Below are 19,442 nucleotides of genomic sequence, written 5' to 3'. Positions count from 1 at the left end.
AAAAAAAATCTTTTTAATCCCTTTAATCTGTGGCAAAAAAAAACTAAACGCTTTCCTCTAAAATCGAATACACCAATTCCTTCGTTGGTTTTTGATCTTTTAGTTTGGTACGTACTTCATCAAAAGTGACTTTAAAATCACAGCCCGATTTATATTCAGCACAGCCGTAAGCGGTTTTCCCTTTTAAGATCGTTCCTTTTTTGCATTTGGGACACATTAAAGAATCTGATGTTTCTTGTTTTGTTTTTTTTGCTTCGGTTTTCTTTGGTTCTAATTTAAGTTTGTAATTTTCTTCAAAACGAATTAAACCTTCAACCGTTCCAGATTCGGTTTTAAAGCCTTTTATATTTACAGTTGAACCTTTTTGAACCAATCGCAAATACTGGCTTTCGGTAATTTTTTTATCTAAAAAAACATAAGGAAGTACAAAATCACAGCCCGATTTATATTCACTGCATCCAAAAGCCGATTTCCCTTTTATTAGATTTCCTTTCTGGCATTTCGGACAAGTTTCTGCCAAAATTCCATCCGCTTTCTTTTTTTCTGGTTTTACAGCTGGTTTTTGAATCGTTGCAGCATGCGAAATATTAGCGTGCCTTGTTTCGCTTCGAACTTCGGTAACCAAAGCTTCAACCATACGTTTCATGTTTCTAATAAACGCTGCAGCAGTAAAAGTACCTTTTTCAATATCTTTTAACTGTTTTTCCCAAGAACCTGTAAGTTCAGCCGATTTGATCAATTCATTTTGAATCGTATCAATCAACTGAATTCCGGTTGTTGTAGGCAAAACCTGTTTTTTATTTCGGACAATATACTGACGTTTGAAAAGCGTTTCGATAATATTTGCACGCGTTGACGGACGACCGATTCCGTTTTCTTTCATCAATTCGCGTAAATCTTCGTCGTCGACTTGTTTTCCTGCGGTTTCCATCGCTCGCAGTAAAGTTGCCTCGGTAAAATGATTAGGCGGTTTGGTTTCTTTTTGAAGGAAAGAAGGTTCGTGCGGGCCTTTTTCACCCACAACAAAACTTGGGAGTAAATCGGGTTCTTTTTCTTTCGCATTTGGATCTTCAAAAACAACACGGAAACCTTTTTTCAGAATTTCTTTTCCCGTGGCTTTAAAAGTTACATCGGCTGCTTTTCCTATTACTGTCGTGTTGGCAACGAGACAATCATCATAAAAAACGGCAATAAAACGTTTTACAATTATATCGTAAACCTGCTGCTGATTGTACGGCAGATTAATTTCGATTCCCGTTGGGATAATCGCGTGGTGATCGGTTACTTTTTTATCGTTGAAAACCTTTGGAGATTTTTTTATTTTTTTTCCTAAAAGCGGTTCTGTTAAATGACTATAATTCGTCAGTTTTTGCAGAATTCCCGGCACTTTTGGATAAATATCGCCCGGAAGAAAAGTCGTATCTACTCTGGGATATGTAATGGCTTTTTGCTCGTATAAAGTCTGCGCAATCTTAAGTGTTTCTTCTGCAGAAAATCCAAATTTTTGATTGCAATAAACCTGTAAACCTGTTAAGTCAAACAGTTTTGGTGCGTATTCATTTCCGTTTTTTTTATCGACAGAAACAATTTCGAAGTCACTTTCTTTGACTTTTTCAGCCAGAATTTCTCCATCTTCTTTTTTCAGAAAACGTCCTTCTTCATAACTAAAAAGAGTTTCTCTGTACAAAGTCTGCAATTCCCAATAAGGCTGAGGTTTAAAGTTTTCGATTTCTTTAAATCGGTCTACAACCATTGCCAAAGTTGGCGTTTGCACACGCCCAATAGACAATACTTGTTTGTAACCGCCATGTTTTACGGTATACAAACGTGTAGCATTCATTCCGAGAAGCCAGTCGCCAATCGCTCTTGAAAATCCGGCATAGAATAAATTATCGTAGTTTTCAGATGGTTTTAAGTTGTCAAAACCTTCTTTTATAGCTTCGGTTGTTAGGGACGAAATCCACAAGCGTTTTATTTCACCTTTGTAATGCGCTTCATTCATAACCCAGCGCTGGATTAATTCTCCTTCCTGCCCGGCATCTCCGCAGTTTATGACTAATTCGGCTTTGTCGAAAAGTGATTTTATAATCTTAAACTGTTTTTGAATTCCCGAATTCTGAACAACTTTGGTTTCAAATTTTTCGGGAAGCATTGGTAAGTTATTTAAATCCCAGCTTTTCCAGTGCGGTTTGTAATCGTTTGGTTCTTTTAAAGTACATAAATGCCCAAAAGTATAGGTTACGGCATAACCGTTGCCTTCATAATACCCGTCATGTTTGGTATTGGCGCCCAAAACGGATGCAATTTCACGTGCTACACTTGGTTTCTCAGCAATACATACCTTCATTTCTCTCTTTCTTATTCGAAAGCGAAATTAGGAATTTAAAAAGTGGTATTGAAATTTAAAGAGGCAAAGTTACAAAGTTGCAAAGCCGCAAAGGTTTTTTGTTTCACGCAGATTTAAAAGAGATTTGAGCAAAATCTGCACACAATAACTTAAAAAATCGAATAGAAATTTTAATCTTATGGGTTCATCAATAAAGCATAAAAACCACAAACAGAAGCTTGTGGTTTTTATATTGATTAGATTTAAAAGTAAATCAGCTTATTGTTTGGTTCTTAATTTTAGACGCAAATTGAATTGTTTAACAATGTCTTTAACATGCTCGTCTTTGATTTGTTTTCTGTTTAACCCTTGTAGATCTCCTACATATCCTGTAAATACATGACTTATAAAAAGAGGAGAAAGATTTGATTTATAATATGTATTGTGACAAGAGAAACAATTAACAAGATTAGATACCGAATTCCCGTGTATTGATGTTGGATTAAAACCTACCTGTACATAAGTTTCCATAGTAATATTGTAGGCTGAAACCGAACCTCTGGTTAATTTTCCAGGAGCAGAATTTGAAAGATCATAACTCAACGAATCTAATAAAGCCGCTTGTGCCGGAGTACTATTGTATCCTGCGGTATTTATCCATAATGAACCATTGTAAAAATAATTGTTCCAAACACCTGTCAGCTGTTTTTTAACGCTTTGATTAATAGTACGGATATTATTTAAGTTTTGTGAACCATTTTGGCTGGTTTGCATAAAAAGCTGAACATTATGAGTGCCTTTCATTGCTTTTTCAACAGGAACTCCATATTTGTAAACAGAAAAAACATCGGTATAAATTCCATTTCCTGAGGTTATATTCGTAACCGTTGCCGTACTGGCTTTATTAAAAAATGGGTAATCAACTGTACTGGTCACCGGAGCATCAGTTGTTGGCGTAGCTTTTGACCAATCGTAAGCAGGTGCAAGATTTTCGTGTTCAAAAGTAGCCCACACAAATTCAGGATGATTTTCTACAATTCCAACTACGTGCATTCCCAAAAGTGCTACTTTTGTTTTTACTCCATTTATTACTCCTTGAGTAACAAAATAAGAAGAAGGATCTTTAAGAACGCTTGCATCAATCCAGGAAGTTTTAAGTTCTAATGAACCTACAGGAAAAGCTATATCTTTTACTTTAGTAGGGTCATTTTTTGCTATTGGACCATATTTTAGCATAGTTCCATACATAAGTTTGTCCATAAATATAGAATAATAGACCGTAGTCGATTTAGGAACACCCGATGGATAATTTGGCGTTTTTAAGATATCAGTACTACCACTTGCCTGAGCAGTATCTGTTAAAACAATCCCGCTGCTTGGGTTTAATCTCTGACCTGCGGCATTCACCTGAATCAGGTTAGTCATAAAGAAAGGTTGTCCGTTGACTTCATTAGTCAGCCAAAGAAATTTTTGCCATGACCATTGATGAAAGTCGCAATTTGTTACTGTTGCATTGTTGGCAAATACGCTTGTTGGTCCTTCATTTGGTGGAGGAGTTTGGCGCGTATTGTTTACGATCGTAAACCAATTAGCAGGAGCTAAACACTCAGAAGCTGCAGCACTTTCCTTTACAGTTGTATAATTATCTTTTTCTCCCTTTGAGTCCTTTTTGCAGGCACCAAATGAGATTATTATGATAAAAAGTAATACCATTTTTGTAGTTTTCATAATAAGGAGCTTTAGTTAATTTTGTAATTATTTCTTTTGAATACCTGAAAGTAGATAATTAAGAAAGTGACTACAAAAAAAATGTCGTAAGTCCGTCATATTTAGGTATAAAACCAACAAAAGAGTTACTAAAGTTCTAAGATTCTAAGTTTTTGTGTTGGTGTGTTGGTGTGTTGGTTCTCGCGAAGGCACAAAGTTTTGTCCTTGGAATGAAGCAATCTCACTTAGTCTACTGCTTTCTTAATATTATAAACATAAACTTGAAAATTATGATCTTTCGATTCTCTAACAATTAGAATTTCTTCTGTAGTTTTTATATTCTGATAAGTAACATTGTAGAGATATGCAATCGAATTTTTGTCGTCAGACGTTTTAGTTTTAAGTAAAGTTTTTTCGATTAATTTACCACAGCTTTTATTCTTTTCTTTTAGTACAAGGTAAGATGTGTATTTTTAACGATAAAATCAATTGCCAATTTTACTTTTTCCGGTTTAGTCAAAGTCAAAACTTTTTTATTATAACTTTTACTTTCATCAATAATGAATATAGTAAAACAGTTTACAGAATAATTTAAATCAGGTTCCCAGTTGTGTAATTCTTTAATGTCGTTTGAATAGGAGTAATTAGTAGAAAGTTTACCTTTTATTATGGAAAACTGTTGAAAATTTGAAGTTTCTATTAAGGTTCTTTTTAATCTAAACCCGAATAAGAAAATAACTTTATAAAGCTTTTGATTTTCTACAAAAAAACCTTTCTTAGTAAATAAAATTGAAATGAATATAAGGCATAATAGAAACAAAATACTTTCAATAATATAATAAGATTTGAAACTTGCGGAATTAAGCATTCCAAGAAATAGCATTCCAGTTATAAACGTCAGGATAATCAGATTTTGAAATTGTCTGAAATCTAAATTTCTTTCTAATATAATTTTCATTTTACAAATCGGTATCTATATAAGTTACTTTCATATTTTTATAATTAGGATATTTTTTTCTGTTGATTTCTAAGCAGACAAAAGACGAAGCAGCTTCACCTACAGGTTCATGAATATGATTTCCATTAAAATTTATTTGAATGGTATCATTTTTAATTTCTACTGAACAATTTTCCACCGGAACGTACATGCCGCCGCCTCCAATTATAAATAAATGTTGTGCAGTTTCTTTATATAGACTGTCTAAGTTTCTTTCGTTTAGATTTGAATCTACAAAAGTAAGTTTCGTTTTAAGAGCATCTTCTTTATTATCAATCCATTTGCTGTAATATATTGGATTGTTATATTGAGATTGATCAAATTCACAAGAATAAAATTTGAAGTCTGGATTATTTTTCTTGCAGCTGGTTATACAACTTATTAATAATATTATAATTCCAAATTTGAAGTTTTTTTCCATCTTTTATATTCTAAAAACATCAATTCTTCTCATCCAATTAATTTCAGATTCTAAGAATTGAAGTTTCGTTTTCACGACTTTATCACTTTTATCTCTGGGATTTTTAGCTACAAACCTGGCTGTAGAATTATTAAAATCTAAAGTATATTTTTCGTCAAAGTCCTCTTTTTTATTGGCAGAAAAAGTAATCATATTGTCCTTTACGCTCCATTTCCCTTTTCCGTATTTATTTTCTTCCGGCGGAGTTCCGCCTTGAAGTTTAGAATACGAATGAAATACAAATGTTCCATCTTGATTTAAGGTCAGTTTATATTCAATTATATGTTTTCCCTCTTCAGAAAGTGAACGCGAATAAGCGCCCGCAAATTGATTTGATTGGGCAGATAAAGTGATACTGCAAATTAAAAATAAAGTAGTAATTAATGCTTTCATAGTTTTTTTAAGATTTATAAAATAAATTCACCTTCTAAAACAATTACCGCTTCTCCAAGAATATAAACCTTGTCTTGTAAAAGTTCTGTACTCATAGTCCCGGTTCTTTGAGAAGACTGGTAAGCGTTCAATTTTGTTTTATTGAGTTTTATGGCCCAATATTTTGTCAAAAAAGTTTGAATTCCACCAGTTACAGGATCTTCATTAGTTCCAGCCCAAGGCCAAAAATATCGGTAATGAAAATCAAAATTTTCGTTGTCTGAAACAGCAGTTACAAGCACACCGTTTATTCCGGTATGTGAGTTTATCAAGGCTGTGAAATCTGGGTTTAAATTTGCCAGTTCCTTAGCGCTTTCAATCTCGAGTAAAATTATTTTGTTATTTGGGCTGTACCTTTTTTCGACAGTTTCAGAAATTCCAAGAGCGTCAAGGAGTTTTTGAGGAACTTCTGTTTGTTCTGTGTCATAAACAGGAAATTGCATTTTGATTTTATTCGCTTCTTTTTCAATATTCAATTCAACATTATCGCAGTTGATAAATTTTATGCTGTTTAATGCAGTGGTGCTGAAAAGAATTTTAGACGAAGCCAATGTTGCATGTCCGCATAACGGAATTTCTGTTTTCGGACTAAAAAATCTAATACTATATGTATTGTTTTTTATTTGTTTTATAAAAGCAGTTTCCGAAAAACCAATTTCGGTTGCAATGTTTTGCATACTTTCTGCATCTAATTCTGTATCGGGAAGACAAACCGCAGCTGGATTTCCTTTAAATTTTTCATTTGTAAATGAGTCAACAAAATAAGTTTTCATTTTTATTTGAGAGTACGTTAAATGCTATTTTTAGTTAAACGAAAATACGATTAAAAATGCTAATCTGATAAAATAGATTCAGATTATATTTACGAAAGATAAGCTTCTGTGAACCGAAAAAAATCTTCTAATGATTTCTAATTAAATTTATATATTTTTGATCAAAATAAAATTTAACTCCCAAATAACCACTTCAGAAACCTACGAACCTTATGAGTAATTCTACCCAAGAAACCAGTTTGCCAAAAATTTATAATACTACCGCATTAATTGCCTATATCTATGCAGCTTTAATTATTGTCTTTGCCATTTACAAACAATTTTTTTATGTAGACAAAACCTGGTTTCATGGTTTTTTAGCAAATGGTTTTGCGGTTTTTAGCACTGTGATTTGGTTTGGAATACTAATGGTTTTTAAACTTTTTTTAAATAGAGTGCTTAAATATGGCAAAGCCGATTCATTAATAATTATATCTTTGGTTTTCCTGGCAATACCAATTTATTCTTTAGGTTCGGTTTTATTCAGTTCAATACCAATATATTTCGCACAAGAAGAGCAAGGTTTTAATTCATTAGCTTCTTTTGCTTCAACCTCTATTTCGAGTGCAATATTGCTGATTCTCTCTAATATTGTAATGATAGTGGTTACTATTTTATTAGGAAATCGTATCAGAAAAATTAATGTTATTTTGAAAGATCTTTTCATGGTTTTAGGTTTTTCGCTTATCATACTTGGAGTTGGTTCTGCGCTTCAGGCAGTATCGATTATTGACAGCGATTTCATTGTGTTTTTACCAAAAGCAATTGTGGCTGCGGTTTTAGGGTATATTTTGAAAGCGACTTCTCAAATGAATTATGCTGAATTATCTTCGACGTTAAAAGTTGAAATAAATGAAAATGTGAACCTTACTAAAGCTAAAGTTTCATCTCAGAAGGAATCTGAAAAAGTAGAAAAAATAAATGTTTCCAAGAAAAAGGAAGCAATTACTACAGGACCGGAAGTAGTTCCTTATGTTGATATTAACGAGCTCGAAAATAAGGAACTAGTACTTTCTTATTTTGATAATTTATCAACGGATGAATTATACAGACTTGAGGTTGTAGTGGCTAAAAATTATACTCAAAATTTGACCGACGACCAGAAAAAGAACCTTATTATACAATATATCTCAGAGAGAAAATCGTATGATCACAATCGTTATGCTCCAAAATAAAAGGTGCGTTTACAGACTTAAACTTTCAATTTTAATTAATTATTTTTCTTCGTTTCAATAAGCTGTGTTGGCGAATGTCCAAACAGTTTTTTGAATGCAAACGAAAAATGGGAAAAGTTCTCAAAACCTAAGTCAAGATAAATGTCAGACGGCCTTTTGTTCTTTTTATCAATTAAATGATACGCTTCTTCAAGTCGTTTTTGAACCAGCCAATGACTTGGAGTAGCATTAAATATTTTTTCGAAATCTCTTTTAAAAGCCGACAAACTGCGTCCTGTTAAGTAAGCAAAGCGTTCTATGCTTACATTAAACCTGAAATTTTGAATCATAAAAGCTTCAAGGTCTATTTTTTCGGGACTGCCAAAATCAAACAAAATATTGGCCAGTTCAGGATTAACTTTTAATAGTACAAGCAGTAATTCGGTGCGTTTTACATTCAAAAACTGATCATCAATTGTGCCCTTTTCGTTGAAATAAGGAGTAAGCGACTGAATGAAATTTTTAGTTAATGCATTTTTAGTTAATGCTATAATACCATTTGTCGGTTTCTCACTTTCGACTTTAAATTGATATTTTTCATTAAACTCTTTTAAAAAATCCTGTTCAAACAAAATGTAGATTTTTTTAAACTCACCATTATCAGGTTGTTTGGTATATTTTGCTAAATGATTTCTTCTTGCAATACCAAAATCTCCGGGTTTAATTTTGTATTCTTTACTTCCGTCGTAAGCCAGCATCGAACCCGAAACTAAATACATAAAGCAATGCTCAGGAACAAATTGCTCATTATTAAGTGAAGGACTTACATAACAGGCAGATATAGCAGTTTCTTTCATTTTTCAGAATTTTTATTGTTTTGCTAATTGATCAATATCATCTACTTCTAGAATTTGTTTTGGATATCCTTTAGAAACCACATGAATCATAGCGCGCCCTACTTGTTGAAGTGTCAATGTTTTTTGCGGAAAAAATGGTGCAATTATCGGCCCTAATATTTTGTAGATTGTTTTTACATTTGCCTGTCCTTTAGTTCCTTTCATGATCGCCGGACGAAAATTATATTGATTTTTGCCATATAATTTCATCAGGGCATTTTCTGTTTTGCCTTTAACTCTGGCCCACATTACTTTTCCTTTTTCAGAACTGTCTGTTCTGTTACCGGAAACAAAAATGAAAATCATATCAGGATTCAACTGTAATAATTGGTCTGCAAAAGCAAGTGTTGTATCATAAGTAATTCGGGTAAACTCTTCTTCTTTTTTGCCGACATAACTAATTCCTGCACAGTAAAAACAGGCGTCATAACCTTTTAAATGTTCAGAGAAATTTTCTAATTGTAAAAAGTCAGGTACAAGAAGTTCTTTTAATTTAGGATGATCGAGATCGTAATGTTTTCTATTTACGATCAGTACTTCTTCTTCATTTTCGTTTTCTAAACACTCAAATAAAATACCTTCGCCAACCATTCCTGTGGCTCCTGTTATGATTACTTTCATCTTTTTATTTTTTGATTAGACCTAATTTTAATAGACTTTCGGCAGTTGCTAAAATTGCTTCTTCATTTGAACGTGGAGACCAATTTAATGTTTTTTTTGCTTTTTCTCCGCTGGCCTGCATGTATTGTCCCAGTAAAGTAACCAGCATTTTTAACGATGGTTTTTTTAATGCGCTAGCTTTTAAAACCCAGTTAGGCAGCTCTTTTGTTGGAACTTTATCAGCTTCATTGCCTAATTTGTTTTTAAGAATTTTAGCGACATCAAGCATGGATAAAACATTTCCTGTAGTGGCTAAAAAGCGTTCGCCATTTGCTTTAGGATCTGTCATTGCTAGTAAATGCAAATCGGCAACGTCGCGCACATCAATGTAACAAGAACTGATTTTTGGGCAGGCTTTAATGTCGCCTTCCAGCATTTGTTTAATCATTTGATGGGAATGCGAATAATCTGTACCTAATAATGGCCCCATGACACCAACCGGATTTACTGCCGAAAGTTCCAGATTTCCGCCTTCATTTTTTATAAACTCCCAAGCGGTTTGTTCTGCAATGGTTTTTGATTTTTGATAAGCGTGAATATTACTGTCAATGTTTGTCCAGTCTTCTTCAGTATATGGCGTTTTACGGTTTTTATGTCCCATGCCCACTGCGCCGAAAGCAGAAGTCAAAACTACTCGTTTTACATTGGCATCTCTTGAAGCTTTCAGGACTCTTACAACACCATCTTTGGCCGGATTAATTAATTCGTCTTCGTGTGTAAACTGAATCGCCGGAGTAGGAGAGGCAACATGTAGTACAAACTCGCAGCCTTTTACTGCTTCATTCCAATTTTTGTCGCTTGAAAGATCAGCCTGAATAAATGAAAGATTCTCAAATGTGCTAATACCGCCCACTTTAAGCATTTGTTTTACTTCGTCTTGTCTATTTAAGGAACGAAGCGTTGTTTTTACCGAATAGCCTTCTTTCAATAATTTTAAAATACAATGAACGGCAATAAAGCCTGAACCGCCTGTAACCAAAACTGTTTTGTCTTTTTCTGAATTTGTCATTTTTTTAAGTTTTAATACTGCAAAGTTCAGATTAAAACGAACAGCTTATTTTGCTGTAAAGTCCAAATTTTATGTCTTTAAAAGTCCAGATTTCAGGTTGTTTTTATTAGGTAGATGTTTGATATACTGATTGTTGTTTCTAATTGTTAATCATGGGATTCAAATTTTCATCTTTGTTGCGTAAATCTAAACCGCCTTCGTAAACTGATTTAAGATTAACCAAGTAAAAACCCCAGCCATTTGAACAGCCAAGTCTGATATATTGTTTAGAATAATCATCTGTAGCAATATTATGCTGACGAAGTTCAACCACTGTATAACCATCAGTTTCGGTTAGTTTTATATCTACCAGACAATTTCCTTCAAAAGTAAATTGTAATTCGTCTTTTCCGTTGGCAGCGATAATTTTTCCTTTCATGGCATCTTTATATAAATACCAAAGCCAATCGTAAGTATTGCCTTCAACAGCATTTTTGTCTTTGCCAATTAGTTCCTCGTTTGCATCAAAAAAAGATACTTTTTCGAGAAACCATTTTTCTAATTCATCTGCAATTGTCCAGGCATTATAAATGTCGCTGAGTTTAGCCTTAATTGCTATTTTTTTGGTGAAGGATGTCCAGTCGAAATTTTCCATTTTAAGCTGATTTTATTGTTTTTTGAATATAAAGAACTTAACACGTTTTTTTTTAGTATACATTATTATACCCAAGAAGACTTATTAATTTCTATTATTATAGAAAGATTTATTTAGTTTTTTAATTGATCTTTTTATAATATGGAAAAACCCAAAAGTCATATCCATCTGGTATATATGTTGGGCAATCTTCTATTTTACAAATCTGAAAAGAACGAATCACATTTTCATAAGTAGTTTTTTTGCTAAATATTAAATGAATGCCTTTATTGGAATTTTCTGCTTTTTTTATTTTTTGAATTTCCAGTTGAAAGCGATTCAAAATACTATTATCGTATTTTTCACTTCCGTTAAACTGCAATGTAATCATCGATTTGGTTTTTAAATATTCTTCTAAAGAAGTACCTATTTCTTTTTCTAAGTCTTTGTCACGATAACCAATATAAGTGGCTCTTTCTTTGAATGCATCTTTTCTTATCATCCACAAAAAGCAGGCTGAAATAAAAATGATAAAGAATGCTCTATAAATGTAAAACGGTTTTGGCTTCATTTAGATTGCTTTAATTTGTTTATAAATCTATTAAATATATTTATTCACACAACAAAGTATCAAATTCCAAAGAACAAAAAAGCGCAAAGTCAGAGACATTTGCGCTTTTGTATTATAGTGAACCTTCTAGTTTAAATTTTCCTTTTTTCATAATGTTGTAGTCAGGGCTTCTATAAAGATTGCCGCTTGTATCTCGTATGGTATAATAGATTATAAAATTAGAAGTTTGTAATCCCGGGTCAGAATAAAAAGTATCGGCAACAGCCATAAAATAGCCGGTTGCACCCCAGCCAATGCCATAAGGAGCTCCAGCGCCATTTACTTTTGAGTACCACCAAATAATACTGTCTAAATCGGCATTTGCTAAATTTCCTGTATATGTCCATGTAAATAAACTGATTCCAGATGACAGATAACTTGGACCAGATGCCGTTATTTGAGGTAAAATTACAGGCTCTGGGTACAAGTATTTGATGGCTATTAAATCGTAAGTTGAAAACCCGCTCCATTCGTAATTGGCAGTTCCGCCGTTCATTACAGAATTTGGATCCTGATTTGGCGTATTCGGTATCAGGTTTGCACCAACAGTTCCTGCCGTTTCACCTCTAATATCCCAGTTTGTGTGTCGTAAACCTATACAATGACCTAGTTCGTGTACAATATTGTAGCGTTTACTACTTTCGGTAACCGTAACATTGCTTAAAAAATCTAGATTTATAATAACCTGATTATAAGGCTGGTTATTTGTTGGGAAACCCGCACTTGCTATAACATTGTCAGCCAATTGATTCCCGTCACTCTGAATAATTATATCAGATGAAGGACTTGTAGAAATTTCAAAATTAACTTTAGATCCAGAAATAGTATTCAAGTCGTTAATAGCATTGTTAATGGCAGCTCTCCAGTCGTCGGCTCCGCCAGTTGGAATTGATGGGGCTACATAAACTGTCATAGAAGTAACATTGGTTTGTGAAACCAAATTGTTGGTATGTGCATGTCTGTCAGTAATACTTTTTGAATAAGATTTTATGTCTTTAGAAAACATTAAATCGCCCTCAACCAAATAGAAATTTTCATATTCTGTAATTCTTTCTTTTGCGAACCCCATTTCAATAAGTTTATCAACAACAGGGGAATCTTTTAATGCGCTTTCTGTACTGTTCGAATCAGGATTTTCATCAGAACAATTTTGAAATAAAAACAGGGCTGAAATTGCAAAAGCAAACAGCATTGATTTACCAAATAATTGGTTTTTCATTTTTTTCATAATTTTTCAAATTAATTTGTTTAGGAAATTTTTTGAAGAATTTATTATAAAATCTAGCTGTTAAACCATAAAAAATGTAAGTGGTTTTAATTGTGTTTTTAAGGTTTTTTAAAATAAAATAGTAACAGGCTAAAATGTATAATAAATCTATTTGTTAAAAATAACCTATTTATTTACAATTGTTTTACGGAAAAACCGTAAAGTATTTTTTATGAAATTTATGTTTTTTATAAAAGTAATTTGGTGTTGTTTTTTTATTGTTTTTTGTAAGAAATAAAATGTATCTTGCAGAACAATTATAATTATAAAATGATAACTGCAAATTCATATTTAGTAAACAGCTGTTTAATGTGCCTGATGTGCACATTATTGTATTTGCATGATGATACTTTCTTAAAAAGTTCAAAAGAGTTTATTCATTTTGCCCTGTCGCAACTCTAGGCAGGGAACTCTTATATTATAGTTATTTATTAATCTTCAATTTTTTTAGGATATGATATCACTGAAAGCCTTATGCTATTCAGTGAAGAGTTATATATCATACTGTATGGAAATGAAGCAAACAAGAAAGTCATGTCACACAATATTATATTAACCACAGGAACATACGATTTAATTAAAGATCACATAAGACGAAAAAAAGTAACGCCTCAGGAAGAAGAGTTGTTACTTGGCCAGTTAAAAAATGCATCTCAGGTATTGAGAAAAAATCTGCCGGAAGATATTGTTTCCATAAACCGAAAAATAACTTATAAAGACCACACCAATAATGAAGAAAAAACAATTCTTCTTGTAGGTCCCGAAAAAGTAAAAGTAAGTAAAAAAAAAATCTCAGTTCTTTCTGATGAAGGTATTGCAATGGTTGGCTACAAAGTAGGAGATCTTATAGAATGGCCGGCTAAAAAAGGGAATTTAAAATTAGAAATTTTAAAGGTAGAAGTAGAGGCATAATATTGTTTTCATTTAAGTTAGTAACATCCCAAAAGAGTTTTCTTTTGGGATATTTTTTTGCATTAAAAATAATAAGATAATTACTTCAAAAAATAAGCATTGAAAGATTAAAATAATTATATTCGTTGCTCTCAATTTGACTAATAACCAACATTAAACGATTATGAAACAAGCAAATACTATTGATGAAGTAATTCAGTTTTTGGATGAAATAATAGAAAAATCAAAGATTGATCAAAGCAATATAGGTTTATTTGCTATTCTTTATCGTGAAGTTACTATAAGAGTTAAACAAGGCATCGCTGCTGGTTCTTTTCAAAACGGCGAACGAATGGAAAAACTGGATGTTATTTTTGCTAATCGATATTTGAAAGCTTACTATCAATATCAGGCCAAAGAAAAACCATCAGAATGCTGGGGATTTGCCTTTGAACAAGCCGAAAAATTCTGGCCAATAGTTCTGCAGCATTTATTATTGGGAATCAATGCACACGTAAACCTTGATTTAGGAATTGCCTCTGCTCAAGTCAGCACAGTAGAAGATATTGCAGATTTAAAACATGATTTTGACCAAATAAACTTTATACTTAGCAATTTAGTAGGCGGTGTCGAAAAATGTTTAATTAAAATTTGGCCAACGCTTACTTGGATATTAAAATACACAGGAAAAATAGATAATTTTTTTATTGATTTCAGTATGGAAGAAGCAAGAAACGGAGCATGGAAATTTGCCAACGAATTTGTGGCCGTTCCAGAAAACGAAATAGAAGCCTGTATAAAGCTAAGAGATGAAAGAATAACAGAAATCGCCCGATTAGTTTCAAATCCCGGATATTTTGTTAGTGCCGTTTTTAAATTCATACGCTTATTTGAAAGAGGAACTATCGCTCAAAAAATAATTGATATGCAGATAATGGAAGAAAAAAATATGGAATGTGTTGTGGCTTAATTTTGAATGAAATATAACGAAAAAAGCAAGCTGTTATTTCCAATCCAAAATAATACTAAGTAAATTCTCGACAATTATTTTGAGCCAGTTTTTCTTTTTTGGTTCAGTCATTTTAAATTCCAATTATATGGTTTTTAGATTTTTTTTTGTGCTATCAAAAGCCCCCATATTGCAATTCCAAAGATGATTGAAAACACAATATCGCTTTTATCAAAATTTTTAGACTCAAATAAGAAGTTGATAATTACACTAGCCAAACAGCATACTATGAGTTTTAATAACTTATTTTTTAAAGTTTTGTCGTGATAACTCCACTTTTGCTGTGGTATAGTTTTTTTCATTTAGGATTGAGATTGATTATTAATTTCTCATTGTTGTATTCGTCGCTGTTGCGAGAAATTATCGAGCAGATTTCATGGCTTTTACCTTTTTGATTTTGGGATCTTTTAAAAACTTTAGGTATTCATCTGTTTCCATGCCAAAAATGGCTATTTTTCCATTATGGTTATTATGGATTCCAAAACCATATGTTTTTGAAAGAGGTGAAGCGCGAAAACAAGCTTGTCCCTTAGAAAAAAAATCTTCTCTGGCTTTTTCGTATTCACTTTTTGTTAAATCATTCCGATCAGCAAATACCTGAAAAAGAACATCATCTGAGGTGTATTTATACGGATTTTTGCTAATTAGTTCGTATTGCATTTCTGCAACAGTTTTTTTGTCTTTGCTTGGCGGTTTTGTTCCCTGAGAAACTTTGCTGTCTTCTGCTGTTTCTATAAAAGTATCAAAATAGTTGGTGGTGTGTATTTTCATCTCCCTTTAAATTTGCTTTGTAAATTTAGATTTTTCTTACGGAATATTTTTTACCAACTAAAATTTACTTCTAATTTTAAAAAATCTCAATTCATATAAATGGAAAACGGTGCAAATGTCAATGACTTTGCACCGTTTTGTATTAAAACTGATTTAAGAGTGAATTTATTAAAAACTACCTTATTGCTTAGTTAGTGTAATATTATCTTTAGGAAATAATTGTACTGCAGCACCATTAGGGCAAGTCTGAGAATTTATAAAACCTTGTCTTGGGGATAAAAATAATTTCAAGGTTTTGTAATTGGTGCTTTTTTGTGCTTCAACAAATAACTCTCCTGCTTGTCCACAATCACTTTGACGTCCTTGATAAGTTAAAACGAAAAATGATTTTTCATAATATCGACTTGTTACAATATATGGGCTGTCATTCGGTAATGATCGAGTGTCTTCCAAAATCTTGCCATTAGAATCTGTAATTACATAACGCATTAATAATTGATCTTCATTAATTATAAAATTACTAGTGTAATTTGTAAAATGAATTTCATAGTTTTTGTTATTATAAGATCCTTTCCATATGCCAAGATAATTTTGTCTTATATTATTAACATCTTTGATATAGGTTGTTCCATCTGGTGCTCCTTGATCTGTTTTTACATAGTCAATTAATTTTTCCAAAGGCAGAACTTGAGATTTGCAAGATATGTTAGTTATGATTAAAATACCTAATAATATTATTTTTTTCATAGTCGCATTTTTTTTAAAATCCTCAAGTATTTTTTTACTTGAGGATTTTAGATATAAACTATTGCTTGGTTAGATTCATTGATGTAGTAGGCAATATTTGGTCTGCGATTTTAGAACATTTGTTATTAATAAAACCCTGATTGGGAGATAAAGATAATTTCATTTGTTTGTTGTCTTTGGTAGTCGAGATAAAAACAACTCCAGACTGACCACATTTTGAATTTTGACCGAAATAATTTAATGTATAATATCCTTTAGATTTACTAATGTAATCTCCTTCTATCACTAAAGGATTCGTATCAGGTAAATTTCTTGTATCTTCCAGAATTGAACCTGTTGGTGTAGTTATTAAATAACGAACTAATAATTTATCTTTCGAAATTTCTAAAAAATCTTTTTTAGTTTTCGTTATTATAAAGACGTAATTTTTATTATTATAGGTTCCTTTCCAAATTCCTAAGTATTTATTAAGCAAACCATTTACAACCTTAAGGTAAGTTCCATCAGGGATTTCAATATCAGAATCTCTATATTCAATTGCCTTTTCTAACGGTACAATTTGTTGTGCTTTACATGATAATGATACTATCATTAAGCTTAATATTATTATCGTTTTCATATTTTAACAATTTATGTTTATTACTGTTTTTTTTGTATCCAATGTTTTTTTTGTACTTGTTTTATCTTTATTAATCTTATATAACTCAATACCTTTTATATAACATTTGTCATTTAAAAACCTTAAAAAATTTACTTCTTTGTTTCCTTTTTCTAGATAAGTCATATAATCTTTTTCCATGCTTGTTGCATCCCAATCAAAATTTATATTGATTTGATTCGGATCTCCGGTAAATCTTAATTGATAAGTACCGTCACTAGAAACCATTGCACCATATACATTGTCTATTGGAATATTATTATTTTGTGCATTTTTTGCTAATTGCAAAAAAGCTCCAATATCAACAGGTGAAAATATTCTTAGAGGTTTTCTAATTAAAGGTTCACCATCTGCGTTTACTAGTCCAGAATCGTAATCATTAAGGTGAGTATGCACATATCCAACCATATCAGGTGTAAGAATTAATTTCATTCTGTCAGCACCATTAGTACTTGGTAAAACTATCAATGGAGTAAAAGGACCGTTTTTACTTTGTGAATAACCTGATTCAACTTTTAAATTAGTTTTTTTACCTAGTTCTTCTAATTTGACAATAAAATTAGGATTTGCCATTAGTGCTTTTATTTTATCACAAGGGTTACCTTCTGCAGTATTTGTATTCTGTGTATTTTCAGATCCGCTGCTGGCGCCAGTTCCATGATTTGTATATCCGCCGGGACTAGTGTCACCTGTAAAACCTCCACCTTCATTATTGTATATTATAACATATCCTGATGGGTTTTGATAGTTGTTGTTTACAACGACTTCTTTTAATTGTGTTCCTGTATCACCGCTGCCATCGGTATCACATTCTACTCCCGCGGGGCAATTTGCCTGATTCGATGGTGCCTTGCCTGTTATTGTTTTGTTTTTAGAATATACCTTAATACTACCATTTTGTGCAATTTTTCCATTTTCAAACAGAGCGGCTTTTACAAAGCCTTTTTTTAAATCCCAGGCTGCTATATAACCCGTAAAAATTCCGCTATCGATCAATGAACTTTCTACGTCTGTATTTTTGCTGTCGGGATATATTTCAAAGAGCAGTGCTTCGTAATTATTTTCGCTTAACTTATAAATATACAGTTTTTGCTCCCAATTTTCTGTCGGGTCTTTTTTGATTTCGTTAATGGGAACTATAATTGTTTTTGTCCCGTCTTCTGAATTTGTAATTTCTGCATTATTCCAGTCGTAGTCTAAATTTTGAAATAATGCATAATTACTTTCTTCTGCTTCATAGTTTTTAAACCATTGCTTGGCAGATAAAAGGGTTTTATCATTTGCCTGTCCTAAATCATCATCTTTCTGGCACTTTGTACAAGTGGCTAAAATCATAAAAACGACAATTAATCTTGCTGCATTCTTAATTTTTTTTCTCATAGTGTTATGGTTATAAGTTAATTAAAACCAATTTACCATGCTAAAAATCAATATCTTGCCACTAAAAGTTTAGAAAATATCAATATAAGACAATTCTCTAGGATTGAATTGTTTAAATTTCTTTGCAATAGTATTTATTCCAAAAAATATGATTTGAAAAGCTAAAAACAAACATAATTCATTGTTTTAGGTTTTAAAACTCGGTTGTATTCACCTGATTGTTTACAATCACTTAAAAATAATCTGTTATTTCTAATTTCGTTTTGAAATAAAAAATATGAAATCATGCAATTAAAGAATAAAGATAGAACCGAGAAATTGTTAGAATTAATGAGTAAAAGAAATTATTTCACCAAGCTAAAACTAGAACATAAAGAAGACAGTTCATTTACAATACCGCTAAAAGTTTCGTCTTATAACGAATTAAATCTAATAGTTTCAGATTTGCTTAAAGCCAGTATTGTTCTAATGAATAAAGAAGCCCGAAGTTTAGCCGTTTTTCATAAAGAAACAGATATTAATGTATTGATTTTACTTGAAATTGCATTACAGCTTCTGCCGGAAGAAGAAATGGAGTTATTGGATGATTTGCATAAAGTTTATCTCGATAGTTAAGCCGTGCTGCGCAAATGTCTCTGACTTTGTGCCGTCCTATATGTTTTATTCAAAATCCGTCCGATAGCGCGGATTTGTAATCCGTTCCCACAAAGATTAGTTTGTGCTTTTGTAATAAAAAAAGCTACATGATTTTGTAGCTTTTATTTTTGATGTTTTTTGTTGTGTCTTATTGTTGTGTCTTATTGTTGTGGGCACGGATTGCAAATCCGCGCTATCGGGTTTGATTTATTAATTCTTTTCTAATACAATTACAAGAGCAAACATGTAGCTTCCCGTTGCTGCTGTTGTGATTGGATAAACGTTTACAACTTTATAGCCATCTTCTAAAAGTTCGTTTACAGGTGGATATTGTTCTTCGTGAAAATTATTACCACCTTTATTTGTGTGAGTGGTTACTGTAATTAGTTTTTGCATAATATATTAGT

At 32.0% G+C, this 19,442-nt stretch carries 22 protein-coding genes; 4 read left to right on the top strand and 18 right to left on the bottom strand.

The window, feature by feature from the left end; translation table 11 throughout:
* Window positions 1-43 precede the first annotated feature (43 nt).
* The 6 genes from FLAPXU55_RS22615 to FLAPXU55_RS22590 form a co-directional block, all read right to left on the bottom strand.
* Window positions 44-2,347: a type IA DNA topoisomerase gene (locus tag FLAPXU55_RS22615; RefSeq protein ID WP_180861556.1), complete on the bottom strand. Its 2,304-nt coding sequence runs from the start codon at window positions 2,345-2,347 to the stop codon at window positions 44-46.
* A gap of 258 nt (window positions 2,348-2,605) precedes the next feature.
* The gene (locus FLAPXU55_RS22610; protein WP_180861555.1) at window positions 2,606-4,054 is read right to left on the bottom strand and encodes a hypothetical protein; all 1,449 of its coding nucleotides are present in this window, start codon (window positions 4,052-4,054) and stop codon (window positions 2,606-2,608) included.
* 427 nt (window positions 4,055-4,481) lie between these two features.
* Window positions 4,482-4,991, bottom strand: a complete 510-nt coding sequence (locus tag FLAPXU55_RS22605) for a hypothetical protein (protein ID WP_053470959.1) — start codon at window positions 4,989-4,991, stop codon at window positions 4,482-4,484.
* A 1-nt stretch (window position 4,992) separates the two neighbouring features.
* The gene (locus FLAPXU55_RS22600; RefSeq protein ID WP_053470958.1) at window positions 4,993-5,451 is read right to left on the bottom strand and encodes a hypothetical protein; all 459 of its coding nucleotides are present in this window, start codon (window positions 5,449-5,451) and stop codon (window positions 4,993-4,995) included.
* A 3-nt stretch (window positions 5,452-5,454) separates the two neighbouring features.
* On the bottom strand, window positions 5,455-5,883 hold the full coding sequence (locus FLAPXU55_RS22595) for a copper resistance protein NlpE N-terminal domain-containing protein (protein ID WP_053470957.1): 429 nt from the start codon (window positions 5,881-5,883) through the stop codon (window positions 5,455-5,457).
* A 14-nt stretch (window positions 5,884-5,897) separates the two neighbouring features.
* On the bottom strand, window positions 5,898-6,695 hold the full coding sequence (locus FLAPXU55_RS22590) for a PhzF family phenazine biosynthesis protein (RefSeq protein WP_082356385.1): 798 nt from the start codon (window positions 6,693-6,695) through the stop codon (window positions 5,898-5,900).
* Between the two features lie 212 nt (window positions 6,696-6,907).
* Here FLAPXU55_RS22590 and FLAPXU55_RS22585 point away from each other — a divergent pair, with 212 nt between their 5' ends.
* On the top strand, window positions 6,908-7,909 hold the full coding sequence (locus tag FLAPXU55_RS22585) for a hypothetical protein (protein ID WP_180861554.1): 1,002 nt from the start codon (window positions 6,908-6,910) through the stop codon (window positions 7,907-7,909).
* 35 nt (window positions 7,910-7,944) lie between these two features.
* On the opposite strand, the gene FLAPXU55_RS22580 is transcribed toward FLAPXU55_RS22585, so the two are convergent.
* From FLAPXU55_RS22580 to FLAPXU55_RS22555, 6 genes are all read right to left on the bottom strand, one after another.
* Window positions 7,945-8,745, bottom strand: a complete 801-nt coding sequence (locus FLAPXU55_RS22580; RefSeq protein ID WP_053470954.1) for a helix-turn-helix domain-containing protein — start codon at window positions 8,743-8,745, stop codon at window positions 7,945-7,947.
* A 12-nt stretch (window positions 8,746-8,757) separates the two neighbouring features.
* Window positions 8,758-9,405: an NAD-dependent epimerase/dehydratase family protein gene (locus FLAPXU55_RS22575; RefSeq protein WP_180861552.1), complete on the bottom strand. Its 648-nt coding sequence runs from the start codon at window positions 9,403-9,405 to the stop codon at window positions 8,758-8,760.
* Window positions 9,406-9,409: 4 nt separating this feature from the next.
* A complete protein-coding gene (locus FLAPXU55_RS22570; protein ID WP_180861550.1) occupies window positions 9,410-10,453 on the bottom strand; it encodes an SDR family oxidoreductase in 1,044 nt (347 codons plus the stop codon).
* Between the two features lie 139 nt (window positions 10,454-10,592).
* Window positions 10,593-11,087: an SRPBCC family protein gene (locus tag FLAPXU55_RS22565; protein WP_180861548.1), complete on the bottom strand. Its 495-nt coding sequence runs from the start codon at window positions 11,085-11,087 to the stop codon at window positions 10,593-10,595.
* A 121-nt stretch (window positions 11,088-11,208) separates the two neighbouring features.
* A complete protein-coding gene (locus FLAPXU55_RS22560) occupies window positions 11,209-11,637 on the bottom strand; it encodes a hypothetical protein (protein ID WP_180861546.1) in 429 nt (142 codons plus the stop codon).
* 112 nt (window positions 11,638-11,749) lie between these two features.
* Window positions 11,750-12,895: a M57 family metalloprotease gene (locus tag FLAPXU55_RS22555; RefSeq protein ID WP_165590677.1), complete on the bottom strand. Its 1,146-nt coding sequence runs from the start codon at window positions 12,893-12,895 to the stop codon at window positions 11,750-11,752.
* 582 nt (window positions 12,896-13,477) lie between these two features.
* Here FLAPXU55_RS22555 and FLAPXU55_RS22550 point away from each other — a divergent pair.
* Window positions 13,478-13,855, top strand: coding sequence for a GreA/GreB family elongation factor (locus FLAPXU55_RS22550; RefSeq protein WP_180861544.1), 378 nt, complete (start codon window positions 13,478-13,480; stop codon window positions 13,853-13,855).
* A 163-nt stretch (window positions 13,856-14,018) separates the two neighbouring features.
* Window positions 14,019-14,804 (top strand): DUF5995 family protein, encoded by a 786-nt coding sequence (locus FLAPXU55_RS22545; protein WP_053470947.1) that lies wholly within the window; start codon window positions 14,019-14,021, stop codon window positions 14,802-14,804.
* 134 nt (window positions 14,805-14,938) lie between these two features.
* Here the strand turns inward: FLAPXU55_RS22545 and FLAPXU55_RS22540 are convergent, their stop codons facing one another.
* The 5 genes from FLAPXU55_RS22540 to FLAPXU55_RS22520 all read right to left on the bottom strand — a co-directional run bounded on the left by FLAPXU55_RS22540 (window position 14,939) and on the right by FLAPXU55_RS22520 (window position 18,399).
* Window positions 14,939-15,145: a hypothetical protein gene (locus FLAPXU55_RS22540; protein WP_180861542.1), complete on the bottom strand. Its 207-nt coding sequence runs from the start codon at window positions 15,143-15,145 to the stop codon at window positions 14,939-14,941.
* A gap of 58 nt (window positions 15,146-15,203) precedes the next feature.
* Complete coding sequence (locus FLAPXU55_RS22535) at window positions 15,204-15,614, bottom strand: DUF6157 family protein (protein WP_180861540.1); 411 nt, start codon at window positions 15,612-15,614, stop codon at window positions 15,204-15,206.
* Between the two features lie 180 nt (window positions 15,615-15,794).
* On the bottom strand, window positions 15,795-16,361 hold the full coding sequence (locus FLAPXU55_RS22530; RefSeq protein WP_180861538.1) for a DUF6705 family protein: 567 nt from the start codon (window positions 16,359-16,361) through the stop codon (window positions 15,795-15,797).
* Between the two features lie 58 nt (window positions 16,362-16,419).
* Window positions 16,420-16,980: a DUF6705 family protein gene (locus FLAPXU55_RS22525; RefSeq protein ID WP_317169663.1), complete on the bottom strand. Its 561-nt coding sequence runs from the start codon at window positions 16,978-16,980 to the stop codon at window positions 16,420-16,422.
* Window positions 16,981-16,983: 3 nt separating this feature from the next.
* Window positions 16,984-18,399 carry a hypothetical protein gene (locus FLAPXU55_RS22520; RefSeq protein WP_180861534.1) on the bottom strand — a complete coding sequence of 472 codons (1,416 nt, stop codon included), beginning with the start codon at window positions 18,397-18,399 and terminating at the stop codon, window positions 16,984-16,986.
* Window positions 18,400-18,684: 285 nt separating this feature from the next.
* On the opposite strand from FLAPXU55_RS22520, the gene FLAPXU55_RS22515 reads away from it, so the two are divergent.
* The gene (locus FLAPXU55_RS22515) at window positions 18,685-19,014 is read left to right on the top strand and encodes a hypothetical protein (protein ID WP_180861532.1); all 330 of its coding nucleotides are present in this window, start codon (window positions 18,685-18,687) and stop codon (window positions 19,012-19,014) included.
* 231 nt (window positions 19,015-19,245) lie between these two features.
* Here FLAPXU55_RS22515 and FLAPXU55_RS22510 read toward each other — a convergent pair whose 3' ends face one another.
* Window positions 19,246-19,431 carry a hypothetical protein gene (locus tag FLAPXU55_RS22510; RefSeq protein ID WP_180861530.1) on the bottom strand — a complete coding sequence of 62 codons (186 nt, stop codon included), beginning with the start codon at window positions 19,429-19,431 and terminating at the stop codon, window positions 19,246-19,248.
* Between the last annotated feature and the right edge of the window lie 11 nt (window positions 19,432-19,442).

Origin of the sequence: Flavobacterium panici (assembly GCF_903819335.1) — a bacterium.
In the GTDB taxonomy this organism is placed as follows: Bacteria; Bacteroidota; Bacteroidia; order Flavobacteriales; family Flavobacteriaceae; genus Flavobacterium; species Flavobacterium panici.
Note: the sequence above shows the minus strand (reverse complement) of the source record. Positions and strands in the feature narration are given on the sequence as shown.